16 protein-coding genes are annotated in these 25,111 nt (G+C 53.1%); 7 read left to right on the top strand and 9 right to left on the bottom strand.

Translation table 11 applies throughout. The annotated features are described in order from the left end of the window. Positions 1-50: 50 nt before the first annotated feature. Together tadA and DTL42_RS26545 are read right to left on the bottom strand one after the other, a co-directional pair. On the bottom strand, positions 51-500 hold the full coding sequence (tadA, locus tag DTL42_RS09885; protein ID WP_234824154.1) for a tRNA adenosine(34) deaminase TadA: 450 nt from the start codon (positions 498-500) through the stop codon (positions 51-53). 162 nt (positions 501-662) lie between these two features. Then, complete coding sequence (locus DTL42_RS26545) at positions 663-1,724, bottom strand: DUF1559 domain-containing protein (RefSeq protein ID WP_261341599.1); 1,062 nt, start codon at positions 1,722-1,724, stop codon at positions 663-665. Between the two features lie 351 nt (positions 1,725-2,075). Here DTL42_RS26545 and DTL42_RS09875 point away from each other — a divergent pair, with 351 nt between their 5' ends. The 3 genes from DTL42_RS09875 to DTL42_RS09865 all read left to right on the top strand — a co-directional run bounded on the left by DTL42_RS09875 (position 2,076) and on the right by DTL42_RS09865 (position 4,088). Further along, positions 2,076-2,282, top strand: a complete 207-nt coding sequence (locus DTL42_RS09875; protein ID WP_147274224.1) for a hypothetical protein — start codon at positions 2,076-2,078, stop codon at positions 2,280-2,282. Further along, on the top strand, positions 2,282-3,424 hold the full coding sequence (locus tag DTL42_RS09870) for a cysteine desulfurase family protein (RefSeq protein WP_114368563.1): 1,143 nt from the start codon (positions 2,282-2,284) through the stop codon (positions 3,422-3,424). Before DTL42_RS09875 ends, DTL42_RS09870 begins: the two co-directional genes overlap by 1 nt. A 469-nt stretch (positions 3,425-3,893) precedes the next feature. Next, positions 3,894-4,088 (top strand): hypothetical protein, encoded by a 195-nt coding sequence (locus DTL42_RS09865; RefSeq protein WP_114368562.1) that lies wholly within the window; start codon positions 3,894-3,896, stop codon positions 4,086-4,088. 90 nt (positions 4,089-4,178) lie between these two features. Here the strand turns inward: DTL42_RS09865 and DTL42_RS09860 are convergent, their stop codons facing one another. The 6 genes from DTL42_RS09860 to pilM all read right to left on the bottom strand — a co-directional run bounded on the left by DTL42_RS09860 (position 4,179) and on the right by pilM (position 17,003). Further along, entirely contained in the window at positions 4,179-5,450 is a 1,272-nt protein-coding gene (locus DTL42_RS09860; protein ID WP_114368561.1) for an AI-2E family transporter, read from the bottom strand. Positions 5,451-5,527: 77 nt separating this feature from the next. Further along, on the bottom strand, positions 5,528-6,004 hold the full coding sequence (locus DTL42_RS09855) for a DUF423 domain-containing protein (protein WP_114368560.1): 477 nt from the start codon (positions 6,002-6,004) through the stop codon (positions 5,528-5,530). A 192-nt stretch (positions 6,005-6,196) separates the two neighbouring features. Then, the gene (locus tag DTL42_RS09850) at positions 6,197-10,237 is read right to left on the bottom strand and encodes a general secretion pathway protein GspD (protein ID WP_158545303.1); all 4,041 of its coding nucleotides are present in this window, start codon (positions 10,235-10,237) and stop codon (positions 6,197-6,199) included. A gap of 457 nt (positions 10,238-10,694) precedes the next feature. After that, complete coding sequence (locus tag DTL42_RS09845) at positions 10,695-12,926, bottom strand: hypothetical protein (RefSeq protein ID WP_114368558.1); 2,232 nt, start codon at positions 12,924-12,926, stop codon at positions 10,695-10,697. A gap of 63 nt (positions 12,927-12,989) precedes the next feature. Beyond that, on the bottom strand, positions 12,990-14,663 hold the full coding sequence (locus DTL42_RS26540; RefSeq protein ID WP_199590116.1) for a hypothetical protein: 1,674 nt from the start codon (positions 14,661-14,663) through the stop codon (positions 12,990-12,992). Between the two features lie 3 nt (positions 14,664-14,666). Next, positions 14,667-17,003, bottom strand: a complete 2,337-nt coding sequence (gene pilM, locus DTL42_RS09835) for a pilus assembly protein PilM (RefSeq protein WP_114368557.1) — start codon at positions 17,001-17,003, stop codon at positions 14,667-14,669. Positions 17,004-17,479: 476 nt separating this feature from the next. On the opposite strand from pilM, the gene DTL42_RS09830 reads away from it, so the two are divergent. Together DTL42_RS09830 and DTL42_RS09825 are read left to right on the top strand one after the other, a co-directional pair. Continuing rightward, positions 17,480-20,293: a hypothetical protein gene (locus DTL42_RS09830; protein ID WP_114368556.1), complete on the top strand. Its 2,814-nt coding sequence runs from the start codon at positions 17,480-17,482 to the stop codon at positions 20,291-20,293. A gap of 195 nt (positions 20,294-20,488) precedes the next feature. After that, the gene (locus DTL42_RS09825; protein WP_114368555.1) at positions 20,489-20,977 is read left to right on the top strand and encodes a ferritin-like domain-containing protein; all 489 of its coding nucleotides are present in this window, start codon (positions 20,489-20,491) and stop codon (positions 20,975-20,977) included. 71 nt (positions 20,978-21,048) lie between these two features. Here the strand turns inward: DTL42_RS09825 and DTL42_RS09820 are convergent, their stop codons facing one another. After that, entirely contained in the window at positions 21,049-21,333 is a 285-nt protein-coding gene (locus DTL42_RS09820; RefSeq protein ID WP_114368554.1) for a hypothetical protein, read from the bottom strand. A 418-nt stretch (positions 21,334-21,751) separates the two neighbouring features. Here DTL42_RS09820 and DTL42_RS09815 point away from each other — a divergent pair, with 418 nt between their 5' ends. After that, positions 21,752-24,049 (top strand): TolC family protein, encoded by a 2,298-nt coding sequence (locus DTL42_RS09815; protein ID WP_158545302.1) that lies wholly within the window; start codon positions 21,752-21,754, stop codon positions 24,047-24,049. Then, complete coding sequence (locus tag DTL42_RS09810; protein ID WP_114368552.1) at positions 23,976-24,947, top strand: helix-turn-helix transcriptional regulator; 972 nt, start codon at positions 23,976-23,978, stop codon at positions 24,945-24,947. The genes DTL42_RS09815 and DTL42_RS09810 overlap by 74 nt, the downstream gene beginning before the upstream one ends. Positions 24,948-25,111 lie beyond the last annotated feature (164 nt).

The following is a 25,111-nucleotide window of genomic DNA, read 5'->3' as shown; positions in this document are numbered from 1 at the left end:
AGCTCATCCACCTTTCACTTCTCAATAAAATCGTCTGGGAAAAAGTAAGCTCACTTTTTCCCTTCGGCGCGGCGTTGTTTGAAGAAGTCGGTCAATATCTGGCCGCACCTTTCCTGCAAAATACCAGGCACCACCTGGCAGCGGTGATTCAGCCGATTGTCGTTGAGCATGTGAAATAGCGAATCGACTGCGCCTGCTTTCGGATCGAGTGCACCGTACACGACCACCGGAATCCGCGCCTGTAAAATCGCCCCAGCGCACATCGGACAAGGTTCGAGCGTAACGTACAGCAAACAGTTTTCCAGCCGCCATCCACCGACCGCTTCTGCCGCTTGGGTGATCGCAATCATTTCTGCATGGGCCGTTGGATCGCGGAGCATTTCACGCTGGTTATGGGCGGCTGCAATCACGCTTCCTTCATGCACAATGATTGCCCCGACCGGCACCTCGTCCACACGGGCAGCTTGCTCGGCTTGCTGCAGGGCCATTTGCATGTACATCTGATGTAAGTCGGGAAGTTCAAATTGCTCGAATAACTCAGGGTCGTTCACGATGGATGCTTTCCGCAGGCCAAAAGAAAAAGACATCCTCCTCGATCATGAGAAGGATGTCTTTGAGTGTACCGAAAACCGTGGCCAGAACGACCCAGGCTAACAATCGAGTTAAGGAACTTCGTTGTCGCTAAGGATATCCGCCTGCCAGTTTTGGTTGTTGTTGTCGATAGGCTTATTATTACCCTTGTCGAAGTAAGGTGTCGACGTACCACGCAAACGAGCACTCAGCCCATGGCTGGTCATCAACCGGCCATAGACGTCTTGCGACATCGACGTATCGACCTGCTTCACCGATCCGTCCGCAAAGGCGACGAGCACCGAATTGCCGTGATAGCTGGATGGCACATGAGCGGGTCCATCCGTTGCGGCTACAAATTTGTCCGGCAAAATGTCGGAAAGCAAACCTGTTCCGCCAAAGTTATTATTCCAGAGCATCGAAGACTGGGCTTCGTTCAAATGCGTTACATCAAGCGCCTCAACGCGATTCCAATTTGTCACCGGGGCGCCAGCGGTGAACGACGTACGACGGATACGTTCGGTCATCAAGATCGTGTTTGAAAGACCGTCTTTGAACTTACCAGAGCTAAGAGCAAGATCGGCTTGGCCTGAAAAATTCGATAGGTCACTCCAGGCACCGTTCGCCGCTAAATCGAGCGGCGAACTGGAGGAATCACCATTACGGTAACCGCCGTTCGGGTTGTAGCTAACCGGGTTATTGGTTGCCCCTTCTTCTTCCGGATCGAGCGGATCGCTGGGACAGATCAGCGTTTTAATCACATTGCCATTCAGCGCCGTCGGGTTGTAAGGCGTACCACCACCATCGACGTACAGTTCGTACAAATCACCCCGTTCAATTTCGCTTAACAACGGCACAACCCAGCCGACCACGCCATGCGTAATGCCAGACACACCAGGAGATGTGTAATCGGAATGACTGATGCCCGGGTTCTTGCTCCACGACATGTGCGCGGGCATTTCGTTACGCGGATGGTTGGTTGTCTTAGTGGTGACCGCCAAGCCAACCTGACGCAGATTATTGGAACATTGCGTACGCCGTGCGGCTTCTCGCGCCATTTGTACTGCCGGCAACAGGAGGCCAGCCAAAATTCCAATAATGGCAATCACGACCAGCAATTCCACCAGTGTGAAGCCGAGACGGCGGTTAATCATATCCAGAAATCCTTAATTCGCGGAGAAGTCTCAAGAAAAGCTTTTAGCGGTGCATGGCCACTTTTAAGTATCACCGATTTCGACGGAAATGTCGAGTGTTTTGTCCCCCTCATCTGCCGTAACCTGACTCTTAATAACGGTTTTGCCTGATCCGACAACGAATTGGAATCCGCAGGCGGAACAATCTTTCTTGAATTCTCACACTCTAGTGGACCGAATTGAGGGGATGTCTTGATCACACCCTGCTAGCTAAACCGGCATCAATAAATCATGGCTGATAGCTCTGAAACGAATACCTGGCACCAACTGCTTGAAAGGTGGCCTAAAGACATGCCCCAAAAGGGGGTAATCATGACCGAGCTCAACGAATCAATCCCTTTCGTGGGCTTTGTTTACGACGACACACTTATGGTCGTTCAGCGGCAGACCCCCGATGCAATTGGTGCACGTCAGGCCATTATCCCTTTTCGCGCGATTAGCTACATCAAAATAACGGCCATTGTTCTTCCCAAAGCCTATACCGAGTTTGGTTTTAAGGGGACATTGCCTAAGGTCTGATGAAGTCCATCTTCCTTGATTACAACGCGACAACACCCATCGCGCCCAGCGTTCAGGAAGCCATGCTTCCATTCATGGCAGAGTTCTTCGCCTGCCCCGATGGAATGTACGCCGGCAGCCGGGCGATTGATGAAACGTTGGAAGATGCTCGCGGGCAAGTCGCTCATCTTCTGAACGTAACCTCTGACGAAATCATCTTTTGCGCCACAGGAACCGAAAGCTGCAATTTGGCAATCAAAGGGGTAATAGGTGAATACCTCACGCAGCGAGTACCCTGTCACTTGGTTATTTCCGCCGTAGAACACGCTGCCGTGGCTGGGTCGGCTGCCTATTGCCAGCGTATGGGGTGTGACGTCACCATTGTTCCCGTCGACCGCGATGGGGTCGTTCACCCCGACGCCTTGCTCGATGCCCTGCGCCCTACGACGAAGCTAGTCTCGATCATGCTGGCAAACGACGAAACTGGCGTCGTGCAGCCCATTCGCCAACTTTCGAATCTATGTCGAGAGCGTGGCATTCTGTTTCATAGCGATGCTTGCCAAGCTGCTGGTAAAATCCACGTGAACCCGCGACAGTTAGGGGTCGACCTACTGAGCATCTCGGCCCATAAGTTTTATGGCCCCAAGGGAGCTGCGGCATTATATCTACGCGAAGGAATCCTGATTCAACCTCTGATCCATGGAAGCGGGGCCGAACATTCTCTACGTGCCGGCACTGCGAACATCATGGCCTGGGTCGGAATGGGCAAAGCCGCCAATCTTGTCGGACACAGCATTGATGCCGCCGACGAAAAACTTTCTGGCTTGATCAAACTGCTAAACCAGAAGCTCACCCTGTCGATTCCTGATCGAATGGTGATTCACGGCGCCAAGGCTCAGCGGCTTCCCAATACGCTGTGCATCAATTTCCCGCGCATCTCTGGGCAAGAGATCTTACGCCGCGTACCAGAAATCTGCGCCGCGACTTCCACCAGCGATACGGTTGGCGGCGAAAATTGCTCGCAAGTCTTGGCGGCGATGAAAGTCCCGCCCCAAGATCGACAAGGGACCATCCGGCTGAGCGTCGGCTGGTATACGTCCGAGGAAGATGTCCTGCAGGCAGCCGAACTGTTGATCCACGCTTGGGAATCGCTCCACCAGTAGTCGCGTCCCCGGATTGAGGAGATTCCTCCTGCTGGGAATGGAACTTCGCGGAAACGGCACATTCTCCCTTGTCCTCGCGAAGCCGCCTGGAGATGGACTTAACTCCTTGAAGCCCCTCAGCCAACGTTCAAATTAGGAAGATACCGACTGCGCTTTTTCACAAGAAACGCACCCATGCCCCCACTAAAGAGCGGATCACAGCACCACAAAACCGCCCCTATGGGCCAATAATCGCCACCAACATGAACGTTTTTTTATTCTCTCAAGCGTGCTTAACACGAATATTGACAAGCACTTGGCGAATACCGTTCTGGTTTCGTTCCTGTTAGAACCCTTATATTTCGCGTACGCTGGAACGATATATCAAAGATACCTTTTTCCGTTTTGAGGCTTTCTCAGGTAACACGCGCTTCAGCCTGAGGATTATTCATTGTTCTTAGTTGTCCATCGTTCATGTGAGGCTCATTCTATGATCATCAGTTCTAACGAAGTTTTCCTCATCGATACGGAGAGTATTTGCTTTAAGCAGATGTACCGTTGCCAAAAATGCAGCAACGTCGTTCACGGAATCCAGCAAGAGGACCAATCGATCATCTGCGAAAAGTGTGAGTCGGCGCTTTACGCCGACGACGAGATTGCCTTTCGGCTCGATTCGGAACAGTAAACGAAACAGGATTCGCGTACTCTCTTGGCATGAATCCAGAAGAGGTATCACGGACACCATCTAATTATATTTCGGTGTCTGTGCAGGCGTTTATTGGCCTGCTTCTCCACTTGCAGGAGCAGCTCCCTTCGCTTTCGAAGGCGTTGCGGCTTTCTTTTCTGCTTCGTCCCCTTCGCCGAAGTAGAAGTTCTTGAAGCTAACTCCATCAATTCGCCCCGCCAACAAATCAGCCAACGGTCGGGTCATCTCGAACTTCGCGAACAAGATCTTCATGATCGCGGTCATCGGGACGGCTAAGAACATGCCCACGATGCCCCAGATCAGGCCCCAGAACATCAACGCCAGCAAAATCGCAATGGGATGCACATCGAACGAATCCCCCATCATCCGCGGTTCCACGACGTTGCCGCTGACGATTTGCACGGTTGAAGAAAGCGTGATAGCCAGGAACATCTCAAATATATTTAGTTCCGGGTTAAGAATGATCAGCGGTAAGGGCAAGAGGCACGCTAAGATCGGGCCGATGTTGGGAATAAAGTTAAATAGAAACGCCATGAGACCAAAAACAATGGCCAGCGGTATTCCAAAGATCCACAACGAGAAGGCGAAAACGATGCCAGTGAAGAACGAAATCAACGTCTTGGTGACGATATACTCGCGAATCTTGGCATCGATTTGTTTCCAGGTTTCGTTCTCAGGGATTGCCTGAGAACTACCCAACAAAAGGAAAAACACGAATATCACAACCATCGTTCCTGAGGTGACCAGTTCGACCGTAGCCTCTTGGATTTGCCTCAAAATGCTATCTGACCAGGAACGCAGCATCTCGCCGATTTTGTTTTTTATCGGATTCGATCTTAATTTCCCGTTCGCTCGACCTGCTGGGGATGCTTCCTGACTACCGCTATTCTCAGTCGCTTCCCCTTCGCTGCCGCTTGCTTGATTTGCGTCCGAGGTCTCTTCATTGCTCGATCCAGGAGTGACATAGGACTGAAACCAATCGGAAGTTTGATCGAGTTTCGTTTCAACATATGTGTACATCTCGGTAAAGCGTTCTTGGTATTTCTCGCTGTCATCGGCCAACTGGGCGATCGAAACCCACAAAATGGACCATAGCAAGACAACCAATCCCAAGCCCAAGATCGAAGCAATGACCACGGCAACCAGCCGAGTCGTAGAAAAACGGGATTCAATCCCCGAAAGCACCGGTGTCAGCCCACTGACAATGAAGATTGCCAACACAAAAGGCAACAAAACGGGCCGTAGCAACTGTAGCGCAAGAAGAGCCAAACCTCCAACCAAGATCGCCTGACAGATCGTTTGTCCGCGAAGTTCACGTTCCAACTTGGCGATGCGACTCATAGAAAACCTGACGTTGGCGTAAGTTCAAAATGCTGGAAGAAAGGGAGCTGATTTTCGCGGGATTTGCTTACTGCCCGCTAGTCTAAATCATCTTTGTCAACGAGCGGATCAAACAACAAAACCACTCCGAAGAACAGCAACCATCCTAAAATCAAACAACTTCCACCGATTGGCACCAGCATCGTTAACTGGTCCATCCCGTAGGCTGAAATCAAGTAGAGCGTTCCGCTGAATAACTTAATCCCCAGCACCATGAAAATGGCCGTAATCAGCCCTAACACTTGGCCACGTGCCGAAATCGCCATGATGGTCCCCAGCCCGATCATCGCCAAACCGTGGTACATGTGATAACGCACGCCCGTTTCATACTGGGCCAGTCGTTTAGCAGCGGCCGCATTCGGAGGAGGGTCGGAGAGTTCTTCAGACGCTTCCTCGGAAACCTTGCCATCGGTCGTATCGCGAATGATCATTCCGCGTACCGCATGCTCCATAGCTCCTGCCACAACCGCCGTCATCGCAAACAAAACGCCGAGAATCATTACAAGCTTGGCCACGTGGTCTCCCTCAAAGTGCAATTCATGAAGCTGGAAGCAAAGGTTTTCTAGCGATCTATCTTAAGAGCATACTAAGCTACTGGGAAAGTATTGTACGTGATAAAAACCCAATGCGCAAAAAAGTACCGCCGTGAAAGCCCGAAGACATTTCACGGCGGCAGGAGGTCATAATCGAGTTAACCGATCACTTGCTTACGGAGTGAAGCCAAGGCGAGCTTCCTCTTCCTCTTGGATAATGATACGAGGCGTAACCATCATCATGAGGCTCTGGGTTTCGCGACCGATACCCACGTTGCGGAACAATCGGTTGATGTAAGGCAGCTTGCTGAACACTGGAATACCTCGCTCGCGGCGTTCCTCGCTCAGACGCTTAATACCACCCAGCAGCACCGTACCACCGTCTGGCACGCTAACAGTCGTGCTCACGGTAACGAAGGAGAACTGAGGCAACTGAATCGTGGTACCAGTATTCACGTCTTCCGTGTTGTCGGTTTTCGTACCACCGTCGGCCGAATCTGGGTTTTCAACCGTTGAATCGGAACGCGTGGTGCTTGAGCCCTCGAAAGTGAACTCTTGCACGTCGCCGATGCGGCTGAAGAACGGTACCAGGGTCAAGCGGACAAAGCGACGATCAGGGGAAACAACTGCCTGCACGCTGAGCGAGGTACCTTCGTTAAGCACCACGATCACCGGCTGTTGAGCTGCGGCAAAGTCACCCACCACCGGGACCACACTCGTCACAAACGGAGTTTGCGTGGTATCCGACACGAAGGCCGTTTGACCGTTGAACAAGGTCACCTTCGGAGCCTGCATCACGTTCGATCGCAAGTCACCTTGGGCGGCGTTGACAAAGAAGTACGTTTCGATGTCGGACAGCATTGCGAACCCAAAGGTCGCCCCTGCCGAACCGGTTAAACCACCGATCGCAGGAATCGAATTCCCAAACGTCTGCTGCATGAACTGCAAGTCCAAGTCAGGCGTCGTGGTTTGCCCATCCCAACCGACCGTAACGCTCGGGCTTCCCGAGAGGTTACCGTCAGTGTTGTCAGCGATATCGAAGTCGAAGTCGACACCGATACGTTCAAAGAAGTTATCGTTCAGCGTGATGAAGCGAACTTCGATGGTCACCTGCAAGTCTTGCAGACGACGCAACTGTTCCAACAAGTCGGCCAAGCGATCGTGAACTTCTTGAGTCTGGCTCACCACCAAGCTCAGGTTCGTAGCAAACGGGGCGACCGAACCTGGTCCACCCAATTCTTCCCACGAGTCTGGCTCGACGGTTGTCGTGATTAGTTCGATCAGCGAATCAAAGTCTGGCTGAACGCCACCACCAAAACCGCCTGCTCCACCGATACCGCTGCCAGGACCGAAGCCCATGTTACCTTGTGGCTGACCAGAAACCGTTTGGCCGCTGCCCAAACCGGGGATGAACCCGCCTTGTGGCATCTGAGCGAGCACATTGGGGTTGCTCATGTCCTGATTCTGAGCGAACAACGGAGATGGGCTAGGACCACCAGGAATGGCCGAACCACCGCCAGTCAGCCCTTGGCTTTCATAGGCAGCTTTAATTGCACCCGGCAGACCCATGTTGTAGCTAGGCACGAAGTTCGGAATCGGCAGAACCAAGTCCGCGACACTGTACACCTTCGAGTAGGTATTGCGGCTGCGGAACGATTCACTGGTGATTACCAATGCTTCATCTCGAATCACGTAGCTCAACCGAAGCGGTTCGAGAATGTGATTCAATGCACTTTCCAGACGGACAGCTTGTTGCATGCTGATGGTGATTTCCGTGTCGTAAGTCACCCCTTCAGCCTGAAGACCGCGAGGATCCAACTGCACGTTGATACCGGCCATGTTGCCTAGGGTTTCCATCACGCTCTGCAGCGATTGACGCTCGAACTTGACGTCGACCTTGGTCTTCAATGCCTTACGGATCTCGACTTCGTCCTCGGAGAGCTGCGACTGCTCCATGAGGGCCTTCTGCCGAGCCAAAGTCATGTCGTCCCATTCCTTGGCAGTGTGACCAAATTGGTAGGGATTGTTGTCGTCGAACGGAATCGAAGCCAGGTCGGTGTTGTGCATCGCCTGCCAGAAACCTTGTTCTCGGTCATCCTTCATCGCATTGATCTGAGCAAAGCGACGAGCGAACTTCGACTTCCACACCAAGGTTTCAACGACTGGATTCTGAGGATCCATTTCGCGAGCCTGGCGGGCAATCACTTCCGCTTCTTGCCAACGTTGCTGTTCCATTAGTTCGTTGAACTGTTCGACCATTTGGGCCAGCTTCTGGTTGACTTCCAAATGCAGGTCGCGTTCATTCTTGATCTGGGCATCAATCGCAGCATTGCGTTCGTCCAGTTCGATCTGCGACTTGTTAATGTCGATGTAGTTCTCGAGCGATTCGATACTTCGATCGACACGAGCGAGCAACTGTTTCTTGGCCACAGCGTCGATCGACGATTGTTCGACGGTTGCACGGACCGTTTTCAGCTTCTCCAAACCTTCCTTCGGGTTGAACTCTCGCAGAGCATCAGCCATCGATTGTTCGCGAGTGACCTCGGCAATCATCTGCTGTTGCAAAACCTGCTGACGAGCATCGATTTCACCTAGAGGCGAAGGACCGCTGGTCTGAGCGACACCGGAGGTAATCGGGTTGGTTTGACGCTGTAGGTAGTCTTGCAGGCGTTGACGTGAATTAGGATCGAGTTGGTTTTCGTACTTCCAAGCTTCCTCGAACAACTTGCGAGCTTTGACCTTGTCGCCGGAAACCAGAGCTTGCTCTCCTTCGTGCAGGTAACGAGTACCAGCTTCTCCGGTAGCACCACCTTGAGCGGAAGCCGGCACATTGCGTGTATCGTCACCTTCCGGACGGTACACACCTTGAGCAACCGGGAAGCCTACACCACCGATGCCTTGTGTCGCCCCAGCATGACGAATCGGGCTGGCTGCCTTGGCTCGTTGGACTTCCAACAACAACAGGTCAGCACGAAGGTCGCCTTCTTGGTAGTTTCGGTTACCCAGCGATGCCGCTTGTTTAGCGAAAGCTTCCGCTGTGCCAACATCACCACGATCAAGTGCGGTCTTGGCTTGAACCAGAATCGCTTGTTCATTTGTTCGGGCATCGCCACCAGCCGTTTGCGGTAGGCTGGGGCTAACCGGGGAGGAGCCATTTGCACCACTGCGTCGACGATTGATCTCGGTCAACAAGCGTTCGGGGGAAACTCGGGCTTGCTTAAAGTCGAGGTGCATCGATTCCACTTGACGAGTCATCTGCTCGGCAATGTCATACTGCCCGTACAGCATCAGACCTTCTGCTTGGTGCAACATGGTCTCGCCGAATTGGAAGGCCGATTGTGGGCCGACCGGGCTGGCAGCAATTTGATTCAGCTTGCGAATCAAGTAGTCGACATTGTCCGGCGAATCTTGATGAGCCGGATAAACGAGCCCCAATGCTTTAACTTGGCCAACGAGCTTTTCAGCTAAAGCGACATTCCCTTTGGCCAACTCCATTCGAGCTTGCAACAACAAGCGGCGAGCGGTGTCCGCGTTACCCTGAGGGTTAACGGCAGCCGTGTAAGGATTGTTGGTTGTCGCCGGAGCGGCAGGTTCGTTGATTTGCGGCAAACGAGCCATAGCTGGGTTCACAGCACCACCACTGGTGATAGAGGTCTGCAATCCAGCTTGTTCCAGGTCGTGGCGGAAGGCGGCGACCGAATATTGGCTGCTCCGGAAGTCGGGACCGCCATGCTTCAGTGCCAGTTCGTAGTAGTTCATCGCGGCACCGCGTTGACCACTCTTCAAAGCATCCTTTCCACGAGCCAGAGCTTCTGTAGCCATCTGCTGTGACTTGTCTGGCGACTGTCCCATCAGCTTCTGGCCAAGATAATCTGGGTTCGCTTGGACGGCTTTGAGCTCTTGCAGAGCCTTGGTTGCCTTTTCCGGCGTGTCGTCTTCGCTGTAAGCGGAAGCCGTCGGAACGTTGAACGCTCTTGAACGTTCGATAAGTTCCTCTGCCTTGGCGAGATCACCCTGCTGCATAGCAGCACGAGCTTGCTGAAGCAGTTCGCCCTGCTTCCGCTTCTCTAGCGATGATCCTTGTAGTTGACCTGTCGCCGACATCGACGTGACGAGTTGTATCTCGGTCAACGGATTTGCGACGACCCCTTTCCCAGTGCCAATTAACACGACGGCGGCGAGACCGACGGTTAGCACACGCGTGGCCAAATTCAACGCGACTCTCCTTGTCTGAACTTGTGGCAGCCTGCGATCCGTGTACATCGGGATCGACCGAGAATAATTCATGGTGTTCCTATCCTTCCCCCCACGATGACACGTTTCCGATTGGGACCAGGCTTCCACGAGGCAAAACGTCCTCGCAGATAATCCCCACGCATCACGCGCATTGGTGAATCTGCATCCTTGCATTTCTAGGTGAGGCGGTTAAATACCGGCTGTCCAAAATTGGGTCAAGGCCGCTTTTAGGGCAAGCATCTGTTTTTTTGGATTTCCGTCCGGATACGCTGCTAGCAATTGTTTTATTGTGCTACAGCGCAAAATCGCCGGGCGGTACAGTACCCAGAAGCCGAGAGCGGCTCAATAGAGATTGGAAGAAAGATTACAAAAAAACGCCCGCAATTTAGCGGGCGTTAATTTTGCTTTGGCAAATCGATTAGCGAAGTAGCGGAAGCTAGGATCCACCACGGCCTCGTCGGCCACTACCACGACCGGAACCGTAGTCTTCGTAGCCGCCTCCCATGTCGTATTCATCCATATTGCTGCTGCTCTTCCTCTTCACTTCAGGTTTCTCGAAGTTGAACTTGGCAAACTTCTTTTCCTCGTCCAATTCGGATTTGATGTGAATGTTACCAGCATCGTCCATCACTAGGATCTCGCCGGGAACGGTGAGCCTTTCGTTCTTCTCGTTTGCGAATCGACCAAAGGTATCTTGGCCGCCGCGAATATCGAGAACGGTGTAACCAGTCTTGAGGACATACTCAGGATTCTTTTCTTCGGTATCTACCGGCCAAGGCTTCTTGAACTGATAGGTGGCCGGATCGAGAACCCAGAGATCCCCCTTGTATTCCACAGCGGAACCACGTGTGACGCTCTTGATTTCCTTCGTAACGACGGCTTTGACGTCTTCTGTTGGATCCCACTTCATGGCTAACACCTTGGCAGTAGGCTTGGCGTTACTTAAGACACGGCCTGGTTCTTTACGACTGGTAATCGTCCGCCCTGCGTCGATGGAACCAGCCAACACATCCGCACTGGAAGGCACTCGAATCGCGGGGCTTGCCTCACTAAATTCGGTTTTTCTCCAATAGGTATGTTTAGCCCGTTGATTGCCACCGCTCATGTTTCCTTCATAGCCACCGGCACCACCACGATTCATGTTCATTGCCTTGGAAACCTTGTTTCGCTCTTCCTGAACACGAGCGAGCACGCTGCCTTCCAACGCCCGGGCAGGCGGAATCTGTTGAATCTGTTCAGGCATGTTGGGATCTTCCAACCATAGCTGAATACGGTACTGATAGGTTTTATTGGGCTTCACGGATGTATCGAAGAAACGGAACATCTTGTTTTCCGCATCGAACATCGAGTTGCCATAAGCCCCCCCGCCACTACCAGGATAGCCGCCACCTTCGTAGCCGCCACCGCCACCAGACATACCTCCGGCACCGGAAGGCTTAGGAATCATTCCCTCAGGCGGAGTGATCACCAGCCGGCCATTGATCATTTGCCCTTGCTGACCTGGATAGCCACCTTGGCCTCCCCTGCCATACGGCGCGCCGTATCCCCCTTCCATCATATTGCCGCCCGAGAACGGAACGTCACCAGGATTATCGCCGATTTCCTGACCCATCAATGGATCCATTTCCTCGGCCATCATCTCGGTTTCCTGGCCCATTCCATACATATCTTTGGGCTCAAACTTCGGGATCTCTGGGTGCCGCGCCCACTCAGATGGATCAAACAAGAGGATCGGCGGAATAGGGAAAGTGAGCACGGGGTCTACGTATTCCGGTGGCACCACTTCGTCGGTAGGAAAGGCCCAACGGGTTTGAGCGATAAGACGCTCTTGGCTAACTTTGATGGGACTATCCCATTCACTCCAAGCGCCGTCAGCGGCTTGTTCGCGTCGTTCAACCGAGAAATAGACGTAGCGAGGGTAGTCGCGTGCTTCGATGTAGTTAGCACGATCCTTGAACGCTGCGTTGTATAGATCAAGCTGTTTTTTCAGCGGCACCAAAGCCAAAACCGAGATGAAGTACTTTCCTTCGATTTTGCTTCCGGTGCTTGCTTTGGCTGGGCCAAATGCTTGCTGCTGTTCGGGAGTTAGCGTTGGCGGGGCGTCGGGGTCTGCTTGTCCCATCTCGCCACCGTACATATCGTAGCCACCACCGTAGCCACCCATGGGATAACCGCCCATGGGATAACCACCGTCGTAGCCTCCGCCAGGCATTCCTCCTTCGGCACCATAGCCACCGTTGGCCATGCCGCGCTGCGTGCTGAGGTAAGAAATAGGTGCATACCCCGCCCGAAGCTGAATATCGGTAACCGTCAACAAATCAGGATCGGCACGTTGCTCGACGCTTTCCTTGTAACGCACATTCAAGGTTGAAGGGGTTTCGTAAGGGTTGAGCGGAATTGGCTTACTAGCGCGAGCTGCAGCAGTCTGGTATTCCGGCGCAACCCAGCGTTCGCTTTCCACCTCGGTCCAGGTAGATTTTTCAATCTGTTCGCCGGCCCGTTTAGCTTCATCCTTGAGTTTCTGGGGATCCGTCTGAATCGTTTCCCGTTGCGTCCCCAAGTAAATGAATACGGCAACCAGGGCGATCGCTAATCCGAAAACCAGTTTCTCGACATGCAGAATCAATTTGGTTTTGATTCCGCGGTCTTGTAGATCCAGCTTTTTCATGGTGGATTGTCCTTATTATTCCGTTATATGCCCTTGCGATCTGTGATGAGGGAAAAGTTGCGACTAACGCCGATCAGCCGGCGGCATCAAACTAGCCGATTCCGTGACAGCTTCTTCATCTGCTGTCTGAGCTCCATCGGGCCACAACAATGCCTTGTTGACTGGGTTGTAGATGTAAATGATTCCGTAGATTTCGACAGGCACTTCAAACAGCTTTTCGTTTTGCTCGTTATTTGCCCCACCTGGTCCGGACTCACCGCTCATACCGCCACCGGCCATGCCGCCACCAAAATCATCTGCGTAACCGCCTCCAACTCCGGACATGCCGCCGCCACCTTCATAACCACCACCACCGCCACCGTAGCCGCCAGCACCGCCGTTGTTGGAATCGGTTGCATTGACACGAACTTGACGGACTTCCACCATCATGTCGGCATTGCCACATTCGACCAGTAGCTTATCGATCTCGCGCTGATCCATAACTAGCCGCATCCGAATCGGCAACCGCTTGGCGACCGTCAGATAGTAATTTTCGGAAGTGGGAGCTGTCGAGGCTGCCTGAACTTCTTCCAGGGTTAGTTTTTTATAGTCCTTATCGACATACCGATATTCACCAGGGGTAGCCATCGTGGCACCACCTTCACCCATCATGCCCCCTTCACCGCCGTAGCCACCGTCCATCATCATCGATGGATCCTCGCCACCATAGCCTCCGGCATCCATCATGGAAGAATCTTCCATATAGCCACCTTCGCCACCACTGCCGTACTCACCACCTTCTCCCATACCGGTCGCCAAACGTGGCACCGAAACACGAGAACGAATTGGCATGACATCACGGCCGAATTCAATCGAAATGATCTGCTTAATGGTCGCTTGATGGGGACTAGAGATGTCTCCGTTGGTCTTCTTGATGATTCTCATTAAGTTCTCTAGCACCCATAGGTTTTCCTGGGCATAAAGAACTTCCTTGGTCGTCGGCGTGTTTTTGCTGGCCGCTCCCGACCAATCGAAGCTTTTGGCTTGAATCGCGCCTTGATTTGTGGAACTCCAGATCACCAATGGAGCCTTCTTAGGTGGTTCGTTCGGGTTGGCCCCGCCGCCACCTGGTCCGCCGTATTCACTATTTGTTCCACCGGTAGCTGCAAAGCCACCGAAAGAATCTTCTCCGCCGAACGAATCGCCACCGAGTCCGTACCCTCCTCCACCACCACCTCCGGCACCACCGGTTGGCTGCCAGTGGGCTCCAATGATATCGGCAAGTTTAGGGAGTTCTTCTTTGATGTAGTCACGATAGAGCTCGCGAGTGCGCACGCGGAGTTCTTTCATGTCTTCCTCGGTTAAAGCCTCGATCGGACGCCGGCCTCCTGTGGTCGGGTCCAGCAGAATCCCATTGACCTCGTCTTCAAAGCCTTTTCCTAATTCCGCAGGCCACTTCAGCAACTTTCGCTGAGCATTCCATTTCTCTTTCCAGGCTTGTTCAATATCTTCACGGTACTTCGTTAGCCACTGCTTCATCCCAGTTTCGTAAGCAGCGTTGGGATGATTCTGGGTAGAGGCAATCGTACTCGCAGTATTTAAGCTGCTCTTGATTTCCTGAACCTTGGCCTCGGTTTGCTTATCGACTCCGGATGTGGCCATATACCACCCACCGATTGCGACAAGCGTGATGATGCCAGCACAAACCCAGAAGTAATACTTCTTCAGTCCAGCAAAAATGGGCTTCAACTGATCCATGGGTTAGTTCTCCGTTTCCACATCATCGGTAAGAGGAGCATTGGCTTCAGCTTCATCGGCTGCTGCTTGTTCCGCAGCCCGGCGAGCCTCTAAACGCTTCGAGAGAGGCGTCTCTCGCCAGCAGAATTGAACCTTGAAATAGTACACTTTCACCCGGATGGTGGGCGGAGCCGGAGGCTCGGCGTCAGGATCCATCGGGTTTTGCATGGCACCGCCACCGCCATACATGTCGTAACCTTCGGCGCCACCAATCCCACCGGCTGGCGGTTCATAGTCGGGATTGGGCCAATCCGTTTCCTCTGGCACCTTATCGATAGCGATGATGGGGTGAGAAATCCCCAATTCCTTCATCGATACCAGTTCCGGCTCGTTTTTGTCGTTAATCAATTCCACGAACCCGCGATCGAGTTGATCGATCAACGTATTTCGCACGTACTGAGCCCCAGCGTTCTCACGAGCACTTTTACTGTTGTGCAAGTGACGGCCAGTCAATTCGATGATCCAGCCACTTTCTTCCGCAGTGGGGCCCGCCAATTCATCCTCAGGCTCAACTTCTGATTCATCCAGCTCGACATTCGCCTCGGCTTCTGCCGCCGTTAGCTGAGCGTCTTCAGGATCGATCGTGGGGGCTGCCCCGTCCCCTTCGGCAACGGGCTTTGTCTTCTCAACCGTCTCGGTTTCTTCCGCAGCGATTTCTTCGTCGATGGGAGGCGACGCTTCTTCCCCTTCACTTTCACGTCGCAAAATGGCTTTGCGATTTTCCAGGGTCGCGGCGTACTTCTGCTTAACCGCGTCGGAATACCACAGCGATAAATCGGGGAAGTATTGTGATTCGATGCTGGAAATTTCTAAATCTGGCCGCTGATCCAACGGCTTCTGCGAAACCTGGCCTGGTGGCACATCGGGATCTACCGGCAGGGCAGTCGTAATTGCCTTCATTAACTCGGGCCAGAGTCGGCGGTTTTCTTCGTTGCCGACAACATACCGACCGATCATTTCGAGATTTTCTTTCTCGCTCAACAAGGTCGTATCGGTCGACGTGAACCCTGAGCTTCTGCTTTGCACCGTGCTAATTGCGCTTAAGCCTTGATCGAACTCAGGGATATGCGCTGCGCTGTAGGCACGCCAATGGAACCCAAAATTCAATGCACAGGCAGCCAGCAAAGCCGCGACGGCTGCGACTGCCCAAGGCTTTTTCTGCCGAACTAAACGGTCGACGAGAATCTCTTGGGGCAGCAAATTGGTTCGCAAGGCCGACTTCTGCAAACCTTGCAAGCACAAACCGTAGCAGGTCGCGAAGGACAGCATGTTTTCGCGGAACGTTGGCGAAGCGGTGACATCCGTTCCCGTTAGCTTTTGATAGCCCTCGAGTTCGACAACGTCGTAACCAAGATTCTTCCCCAAATAGGGAATCAACCCAGGCAACTTCATGCCGTTACCAATCGGGATAATTCGTGAGATCTTGGCCTTGCGGTCCAAAGTCTGGAAGAACCCGATCGAACGCTGAATTTCGGTAACCAAGTCGTTAAACACTGGCCGCATCGCTTGGAAAACCAACTTCGCGTTTTCCGCTTCGGAAGCGTGTCGCTTGAGATGTTCTGCTTTGGCGAAGGTCAGCTTCAACTCTTTGGTTAACTGTTTGGTGAAGTGATTACCACCAATGGGCAAGCTACGCTGCCATACACGGAAACCATTGGTAATCACCAAGTCCGTTGTTTCGGTCCCCATCGAGACAACGACATACGATTCCGGCTGATTGGCCGGATCGTACGTTTCTTTAAGCGGGTTGACCGTTAGCTGGTCGTTGGAAACGAAGTTGTACAAGCAGATCGGCGAGAGCTGGACAAAATCGACATCGATACCGGTATCTAGGTAAGGCTGCAGCGAGCGGAAAATCTGGTCTCGCTTCATCGCAAAGATACCGATTTCGGTCTCTAGCGAGATCCCTTCTTCCTCGTGTGCCCCTGGCATGGGCTGATAGTCCCAGATCACATCTTCCAACGGAAACGGGATCTGTTGCTTCGCTTCGTATTTCACGATGTCGGCGATTCGCTTCGCTTCGACTGGCGGAGCTTTGAAGAATCGAGCCAACCCAGCCTGACCAGGCACGGAAATACTGACGGTATCGTTACGGATATCGTTGCGAGACAGAAACTCACGCAACGCGTCTTTAACGAGCCCTTCCGAACCGGCACCAGCCTGATTCAAGGGGCTCGGGTATTCGATGTAGTCGAACGCCTCGGCTACCATCCAGAATCCGTCTTCGTGCATACGGCATTTCAATGCTTTCACAGCACTTTGACCGATGTCGATGCCCCATACGGCTTTACCAACAGCCATCTCTATTCCTCACGGCGATCATAAGCGACTCGTATCGCACCTTGGCTGACCGACCCAGGACCACATCCTGAAACTCAGCACCCCTGAAGGTACGCTCCGCAGATCGCAGGTTAAGACAAGCAAATTAAGGAGAAGGGTGTCTCACCCAGAAGGTTTTCAACTTCCATTGTTTCTTGGGCGACGTTTTCATTCTAGTGCGAACTTCTCTAGAATGTCAACGAAAATGCAATTTCCGGTGTTTTATGTAAACCAGTATCTTGCAACAAGATAGAACCTCTCTTTTGGCTTTTAAAGAGAACCTTCTGGACATCGGCACCTTGCCACTCGCCCCCTCGTGTGGGTCTATTCCAAGTCTGTCTCACATTTATTGAGTGCAACCCTGGCCTTCGGACGCTTCTGTAGTATACCCTATAACCTATTAAGTCATAATTACTTGCGTCTATTCCTCTCCCCATCTTGCCTAGGCTTTCCGGACGATGATTCAGGAAATCGCGATTCTTCTCCCCTGTCACAGCTTCGAAGATTTCCCCACGTACCACACTGGGGACGATGCTCAAAGCCTTCTCGCCAACTGGACTGCCATGTGGCATCCCGCCTTTTTGGCAGCCGCTGGGAAGAAGCCGCAGTGGCATCGAGCCGACACCCCCCCAGAGAACCTTGAGGGCCTAGCCCTTTTAATTCCCTCGATTTGCAAATTGGACCTACCAGCAGGTTTTACCCAGCGAGCCAAAGAATCTGGGGCGACCTTGGTCAAAAACCTGACCGATCGGGTGGAAATCGTGGCTAAGCTGCTAGCAGCGGTCCCTGAAGTCAATTCGCTCGCCGTCGAGATGGCTTCTGACTTCTATGCGCTTGGCTACTGCTACCTTCAAGTCGAACTGCTTACCCGCCAGATGCGATATTCCAGCAGTTTGGACGAAATTTACTTTGAAAACAAAACCATCGAAGCCGCTCAAGCTGCCATGGCGGGCAACCAGGACGAAGCCCAGGCCGCACTTCAAGCCTGTTTCGATGTCCTGATGGAAGAACGCAACCAATATTACTCGGTCGATGCCAGCCTGCTCGATTTCACCCTGGTTGCCGAATCGACCTTAGGGGATGCCTTGCTAGCAGAAGTCCAAGGGACGGTACCAACCAACCTCTGGGTTTCTGGTTTGCTAGCCACCAAGATTGCGAGTGAGCACCCACAGCTCGCCCAGGCCATTGTCGAAAAACGTGAGGCCAAACAGCTCGGCTTAGTGGGAGGCGAACTTGTCGAGGGGCCCCTCAATCTATTAGATCCAGAAGCCCTACTACAAAATTTTCACCAAGGGCACGCCGCTTACGAAGCTGCATTTGGCATCGCTCCGCAGGTATTCGGGCGCCGACGCTTTGGTATGACTGCTTTCCTGCCCCAAATACTGCGCGGGCTTGGCTATGTCGGTGCAATCCATGCCACCTTGGACGAAGGTCGCCTACCGGTCAGCAATCAGGGCAAAGTTCGCTGGGAAGGCATTGACGGTTCCACCATAGATGCCCTGGCCAAATTTCCGCTAGACGCTACCAAGCCAGAGACCTTTCTCTCTCTTTTTACGAAATTGGGCGAAGCGATGGACGGCGAGCATGTTGCAACACTCGCGTTCGCCCACTGGCCACAACTTACATCCCCCTGGTACGAAGACCTTAAAACGATTGCTCGTTATGGCAACTGTTTAGGAGAGTTTGTCACCGTCGAGCATTATTTCGAGGAAACCGATACGGCGACCTATCACGGCAACTTCAAACCAGAAGACTACCGGACCCCTTGGCTGAAACAGTCGATCGTTCGCCGCCAACCAGGCCCCATTTCCCAGCACATTGCGCGTGAGCAGTTCAATGCTCAGCTAGAAGTGGCAAACAAACTCCACTCGCTGGCCGAGCTTATTTCTGGCCAGGCGAATCCCACGATCGAGACAACTTCCTCCCGCTCGATTCAAGATCCCGCGAATCCTGGCGAGGACAAGACCGACGCGAACGAACCGGCGGTGCAAGCTGCCCAGCAAGAACTCGTCAAGGCATTACCACGCAGCGAGGAATCGCCCCAACGAGCCTATCTCAGCTTCAATACTTTGAACACGGTTCGCAATCGCGGTATTTTCCTGCCGGAACTGAAAGATCTACCCGCTGGTGATAAGCCGTTGATCGTGGCGGCCCATGATAGCACTCGTAAGTTGGCTGCCATTGAAGTTCCCGGAACTGGCTATGCTTGGATTGCCGGTTCTCCCCACGGTGGGGCTTCCAAACAGAAAACCATGCTCGAGGGACACGTCCTACGCAACGAGTTCATGGAAGTTCACATTCACCCGACAACCGGGGGCATCAAGTCGATTTACGACTACAAAACGCGCGGCAACCGCCTTTCCCAGCAACTTTCGCTTCGCATGCCCGGTAAGAAGCAATCAGCCGGCGAAAAACACTTGGGGCCAGATGCCTCCGCGATTTATAGCCAAATGATTGTTACCCAAATCGACCCCGCCACAAACACGGCCGCTTTGGGCGAGATCCATACTTCCGGTAATCTCGTCGGGGAAGAAAATGAAGTCATGGCCACTTTCAAGCAAACGTATCGCTTGTGGCGTGACTCGCGAGTTCTTGAAATCGACATCGAAATTCAGCCGCAAGTCGATCCTAAGTCGCTGCCATGGGATTCGCATTATTGCTGTCGCCTGGCCTGGGGAGATGAGTCGGCCCTCACCTATCACGATGTGCAATGGGTTCGCACACGATGCTCAGGACGCCGCATCGAGGCCGCGAACTATGTTGAAATTGAAGCTTCGCACGGCAAGACCACTCTTTTAACCGGTGGCATTCCATTCCACCTTCGCAATCATGGGCACATGCTCGATTCGATTCTGATTCCGCATGGCGAGTCGCAGCGTAAGTTTCGCCTGGGGATTGGTCTCGACCTTCCTTATTCTTTACCGGCAGCGCGAGACTTCCTTTACCACCCCCAACCGACGTTCGAAATGGCCCCACTGCCAGCAGCTGGCACTTCTTCGTGGATGTTCCATCTCGATGCCAAAAACGTCATGCTTACTTCACTGTCGACCAGTACCAACGAAAACGGGGCGATTGTCGGTTTCACGACCAAGATGCTCGAAACCGAAGGGCGACCAGCCAAAGGTTCGCTCCGTTGTTTCCGTCGCGTGCAGGAAGCTCACCTGTGCGACTTCCACGGAAAACGAATTAGTCAATGCGAGGTCGAAAAGGACCGCATTCACTTCCAACTCGCTCCGGGACAATGGTATCCGCTGGAAGTCGTGTGGGCTTAGACATCTAGGCAATTGGCAAAAAACAACCAACAGACTGGTAGCCATGCTATCGCTCTGGGCGTCGTGCTATCACACCTATCCCCAACGATGAACCAATCGGTCGCCAAACCGACATTGGCATAACGGTTGCAATTGATTCTGTCACAAAAACAGGTTTGCTAAAGCCAATTCAGAATCAAAAAGGAGCACTACCCCATGCCAATGCAAGACCTTGCCGACGCATTCTACGACGAACTCCGTGACATTTATCATGCGGAGAAACAACTTCTCAAGGCACTTCCCAAGATGGCTAAGAAGGCATCCAAACAAGACCTCGCCCAAGCATTCAAGGAACACCTTGAAGAAACGAAAGAACACGTCCAGCGAGCAGAACAGGCCTTCGAGGAAACCGGCAAGGCTGCGCGTGCCAAGAAGTGCGAAGCCATGGCCGGCTTGATTAAAGAAGCTGACGAAATGATGAAGGAAGAGGCCGATCCCGAAGTAATGGACGCGATCCTGATCGCTCTGGCCCAAAAGGTCGAGCACTACGAGATTGCCACCTACGGCACCCTTTGCACCTGGGCTAAAGTGCTTGGCTACACCAAAGCCAAAGACCTGCTTGGCCAGAACCTGAAAGACGAAGAATCAGCCGACAAGAAGCTGACGAAGCTTTCCCGTAAGATCAACGTCAACGCAATGGCCTAACCCCTATTGCTTGCTGACAAACAACAAAGCCCATGATCGCCCAAGGCAATCGTGGGCTTTATTCTTGAAGGTTACAGCTTCTCCAGCATCACCACGAATAAGCTCGCCGCTGTCTCCTGAATCCGATTGGCATCGGCAGAGTTATAGTGCTGACTCGCCTCATCCAACGCTGGCACCAGTTCAGTCAGTAAGCGAGAAACGGCTCTAGGAATCTCCTCACCAGGGGGGAAGTGGTCGCAAAAGAGCTCGACCTGAGCTACCAATTCAGTCAGGTCATCAGGAGAAAAGGGCTCTCCTTTCTCTAATATCTCTAGCAACTCGCTAGCGTGCTGCCTTAACTGCTCCGCTGTTTCCATCGGCCTTCTCTCCAACACAGAATGTCATCCAGGCTTCTTCTTTCAACCGACAAAACGCGGGAAAAATGGCCTCTTGAGGCGAGATCGCCTTCTCTCATCTTGCCTCATTCCGCCGCCAAGGAAAGACCACGTCTGGCCAAAAATTGCCAGCACTGCTGCCAACAAGAAGTAAAACTTTGCGGATCACACAATTTCCTCAAAGTTTGACGATTAGCTCGACGATACCAGTAGTGCTGAGTTTTCTCATGTTAGTGCGCAAGCTTACCGACATCAGGGCAACTCAGTCTCGGGGGGGCCGAGAGACAATTGATTCAGCATGAACGGTCGAAAAGGCCGGCATGTTTACTAGCAGAGACTTACTTCCTCCGAAGTGAAGTGCGCACGGACGCGCATGGAACAAATCAGGACTCGGTATCCCATGAAAACCCAGTTCCATAAAGCCTGGATACTTGTGCTAATTGGCACCATGATCTTTACGGGCTGCCAACCGACTCAACCATTTTACTTTAAAGAGTCGGGGGACCTGAGCCTCTATTTAGATAAGGCAACCGACATCGAATACGCCGATGTCGATCACGATCGCCTCACCGAGGTGGAGAATTCTGAGGCTCCATTTACGATTTCCGATCCATTCGAGATGGACGAATCGAAGATTTGGAACCTAAGCCTTGAGGAAGCGGTCGCCAATTCGCTGAAGAACAGCAAGGCCATCCGCACCGCTGGCGGTAATGCCGTGTTCCGGGTGATCCCAGGCACGACTCTGACATCGGATGCCATTCCGACTTCGCTAACAGTGCGAAACGATGCCATTCCGACGATCTACGATCCAGCCTTGGTTTCGACCGATCCCCAGTTCGGCGTTGAAGCAGCTTTGTCTGAATTCGATGCTCAGATGAACGCCAACTTCAACTGGGACCGCGTCGACCGTCCGCAAAACTACCAGACCGGCAACCCGTTCTTCGTCTCCCAGTTTGGCCAGAACCTGTTCACCGGCAATCTGGAATTGACCAAGAAGGCTGCCACCGGTACGCGTTGGTTTTTGCGACAAAACAACACCTACGATTACAACAACCGAACCAGCTTGATCTACCCTAGCTCGTGGTTGGCGAACGTTGAAATGGAAGCTCGCCATCCGTTGTTGCGAGGCAGCGGCGTTCAGGTCAATCGCGTGAATGTGATGCTGGCTCGTATCCGAGAAGACGTTAGCATTGCTGACTTCGAGACCAATATCCGCAACCTGGTCAGCGACGTGGAAGAAGCCTACTGGCAGCTCTACTTCGCCTATCACAATCTGGAAGCAGCTAAGATCGGTCGCGACAGTGCCCTGGTAACTTGGCGTCGTGTGTATGCGTTGAAGGTCAACGGTGCCGAAGGGGGCGAGGCCGAAAAAGAAGCCCAGGCCATGCAACAATACTTCGAGTTCCGCAGCCGCACCGAAAGTGCCTTGCGAGACCTATACAAAGCGGAAGGGAGCCTGCGTTACTTCATGGGCTTGGCCGCCACCGATGGAAGACTGATACGTCCGGCCACCGAGCCAACCGACGCCTGGGTGCAATTCGATTGGTTCGATATCCACAACGAAGCCCTAGCCCGCAGCCCCGAACTTCGCCGCCAAGGCTGGCGAATCAAGCAGCGGGAAATCGAAATGATCACCGCCCGCAACCAGTTATTGCCTCAATTAGACGTGGTCGGCTTGTACCGCTTCCTTGGTCTGGGCGATCAACTGATCAGCGGTAACCGCGACGGCAAAAACTTCAACCAAGTTGGCAGCAAAGCATGGGACGTGCTGACGGAAGGCAACTTTCAGGAATACACCCTCGGGGCTCAGTTCTCGATGCCGATCGGCTTCCGCAAGGAACTCGCTGGCGTCCGCAATGTCCAATTGCAAATCGCCCGAGCGAAAGCGGTTATGGAAGATATGGAACTGGAAGTTTCGCACCTGCTGACCGACACCATCCGCGATCTCGACTCGAACTACAACTTGGTTCAATCCAACCTTAACCGTTTGATTGCTGCCGATCGTGAAGTCGATTCGGTTCAAGCAGCCTACGATACCGGTACCGTGACGCTCGACCTGTTACTCGATGCCCAGCGTCGCCGTAGCGATGCTCAAATCGCTTACTTCCAATCGTTGGTGGGCTACAACATCGCGATCAAGGACGTTCACATGCGAAAGGGAAGCTTGCTCGATTACAACGGTGTGTACCTGGCAGAAGGCCCATGGCCAGAAAAGGCTTACTTCGACGCCCAGGGGCATGCCCGACGCCGCTCGGCCAGCCACTACATCGACTACGGTTACACTCGCCCAGCGGTTATCAGCCGCGGACCAGTTCCCCAAGGATCGAGCGGGTTGGGTTTCACTGAAGATAGCACGATCATCCACGACCATGTGATCTCGGAAGATGGTGAGGAAATCCAAACACCAACTCCCGCTAAGACGCCCACATCGTTAGAAGCGGTTAGCCTAGAGCCACCAACCACAACCAAAGTAGCTCGTAGTTCGCCCCAATCGAAATCAGAGCTCGATTGGAATAAACTAGGACTAACCAAATTGGTTTCTGAAGTCCGCGAATCAAAGAGCACGCCACAGCCGATCTCGGCTGCCAAGTCTGCTTCGCGACGCATCACTGAGTCTGCTTCGCATGAATCTGGCCAAAATCCAACGCCTGCTAAAACTGCTGCAACTTCTTCAGGGTGGCAGGCCGCAAAACGTTAATTCGATGGCCGATGCGTGCGGCGTAAGCCGGCGTACAATCTTTCGAGACCTGGAAACTTTGCGAGCGGCCGGCGTGCCGCTCGCTTTCGATTCTGAAGGTAGCCGGTTTCACATCCCTGAAACTTACTTCCTTGCCCCCACCAACTTAAGCTCGGAAGAAGCCCTCTCGGTAATGGTCTTGTGCCACGAACTAGGTGACGGCACCGGGCTGCCCTACTACTCTTCCGCTCGCCGCGCAGCTACCAAGCTGGAAAACAGCCTACCGGAACACATGAAGCGGCAGCTTCGTGAAATTTCGAACTCGGTAGAAATCAAACTCAATCCAGTTAACCAACCCGAAGAAGCCCACTCGGCCTACCAAACGCTCGTCGACGCCTCGGGGCACCGCCGCAACGTGCGGATCGAGTACCACAGTATCTTTGATGGCGATACGATTCAAACCAAGCTTTCCCCCTATAAGCTGCTGTTCAGTCGTCACAGTTGGTACGTCATCGGTCGAAGCTCGATTCACCGCGCTGTGCGGACATTTAAAGTCAACCGCATCGAACAAATCACGATGCTTGACGACACGTTCGAGATTCCCCAGAACTTCCAGGTCGATCGCTTCCTTCGTAACGCCTGGCACATGATCCCCGAGCCTGGCCCGGATCAACAGATCGTTATTCGCTTCGATCCGCTGGTCGCCCAAAACGTGGCAGAAGTCCAGTGGCACAAGACGCAACAGGTTCACTGGAACGACGACGGCAGCATCAATTACGAAGTCACCGTTTCCGGGATTCGTGAAATCAGTTGGTGGATCCTTGGCTACGGGAGCCGGGCCAAGGTGCTGCAACCCGACTCGTTAAAAGAACTGATTGCCGATCACGCTCGTAAAATCATCGAGAACTACCAGTCCTAGTTCTTTGGTGCCTTTCAATTCACCAATCTTGGGGCCCCGATTGACGTCTGCGTCAGCGATCCACCAGAGGCGATCAACGGAAGGCCCGGTAATCGTGGCAAAACGGTCCGTTGCTATGTTGGATTACCGGCGCAGACATCAATAAAGCGTGGATTCCTTGCGCA

This window comes from Bremerella cremea, assembly GCF_003335505.1.
In the GTDB taxonomy this organism is placed as follows: domain Bacteria; phylum Planctomycetota; class Planctomycetia; order Pirellulales; family Pirellulaceae; genus Bremerella; species Bremerella cremea_A.
This window is presented reverse-complemented; position numbering and strand designations above follow the sequence as displayed.

What these genes read in the sequence shown, in the direction of transcription:
- DTL42_RS09875 (WP_147274224.1), top strand. Translation starts at nt 2,076, where the DNA reads ATGACCGAGCTCAACGAATCAATCCCTTTCGTGGGCTTTGTTTACGAC.
- DTL42_RS09830 (WP_114368556.1), top strand. Translation starts at nt 17,480, where the DNA reads ATGATTCAGGAAATCGCGATTCTTCTCCCCTGTCACAGCTTCGAAGAT.
- DTL42_RS09815 (WP_158545302.1), top strand. Translation starts at nt 21,752, where the DNA reads ATGAAAACCCAGTTCCATAAAGCCTGGATACTTGTGCTAATTGGCACC.
- pilM (WP_114368557.1), bottom strand. Translation starts at nt 17,003, where the DNA reads ATGGCTGTTGGTAAAGCCGTATGGGGCATCGACATCGGTCAAAGTGCT.
- tadA (WP_234824154.1), bottom strand. Translation starts at nt 500, where the DNA reads ATGTACATGCAAATGGCCCTGCAGCAAGCCGAGCAAGCTGCCCGTGTG.
- DTL42_RS26540 (WP_199590116.1), bottom strand. Translation starts at nt 14,663, where the DNA reads ATGGATCAGTTGAAGCCCATTTTTGCTGGACTGAAGAAGTATTACTTC.
- DTL42_RS09865 (WP_114368562.1), top strand. Translation starts at nt 3,894, where the DNA reads ATGATCATCAGTTCTAACGAAGTTTTCCTCATCGATACGGAGAGTATT.
- DTL42_RS09860 (WP_114368561.1), bottom strand. Translation starts at nt 5,450, where the DNA reads ATGAGTCGCATCGCCAAGTTGGAACGTGAACTTCGCGGACAAACGATC.
- DTL42_RS26545 (WP_261341599.1), bottom strand. Translation starts at nt 1,724, where the DNA reads ATGATTAACCGCCGTCTCGGCTTCACACTGGTGGAATTGCTGGTCGTG.
- DTL42_RS09870 (WP_114368563.1), top strand. Translation starts at nt 2,282, where the DNA reads ATGAAGTCCATCTTCCTTGATTACAACGCGACAACACCCATCGCGCCC.
- DTL42_RS09825 (WP_114368555.1), top strand. Translation starts at nt 20,489, where the DNA reads ATGCCAATGCAAGACCTTGCCGACGCATTCTACGACGAACTCCGTGAC.
- DTL42_RS09820 (WP_114368554.1), bottom strand. Translation starts at nt 21,333, where the DNA reads ATGGAAACAGCGGAGCAGTTAAGGCAGCACGCTAGCGAGTTGCTAGAG.
- DTL42_RS09810 (WP_114368552.1), top strand. Translation starts at nt 23,976, where the DNA reads ATGAATCTGGCCAAAATCCAACGCCTGCTAAAACTGCTGCAACTTCTT.
- DTL42_RS09845 (WP_114368558.1), bottom strand. Translation starts at nt 12,926, where the DNA reads ATGAAAAAGCTGGATCTACAAGACCGCGGAATCAAAACCAAATTGATT.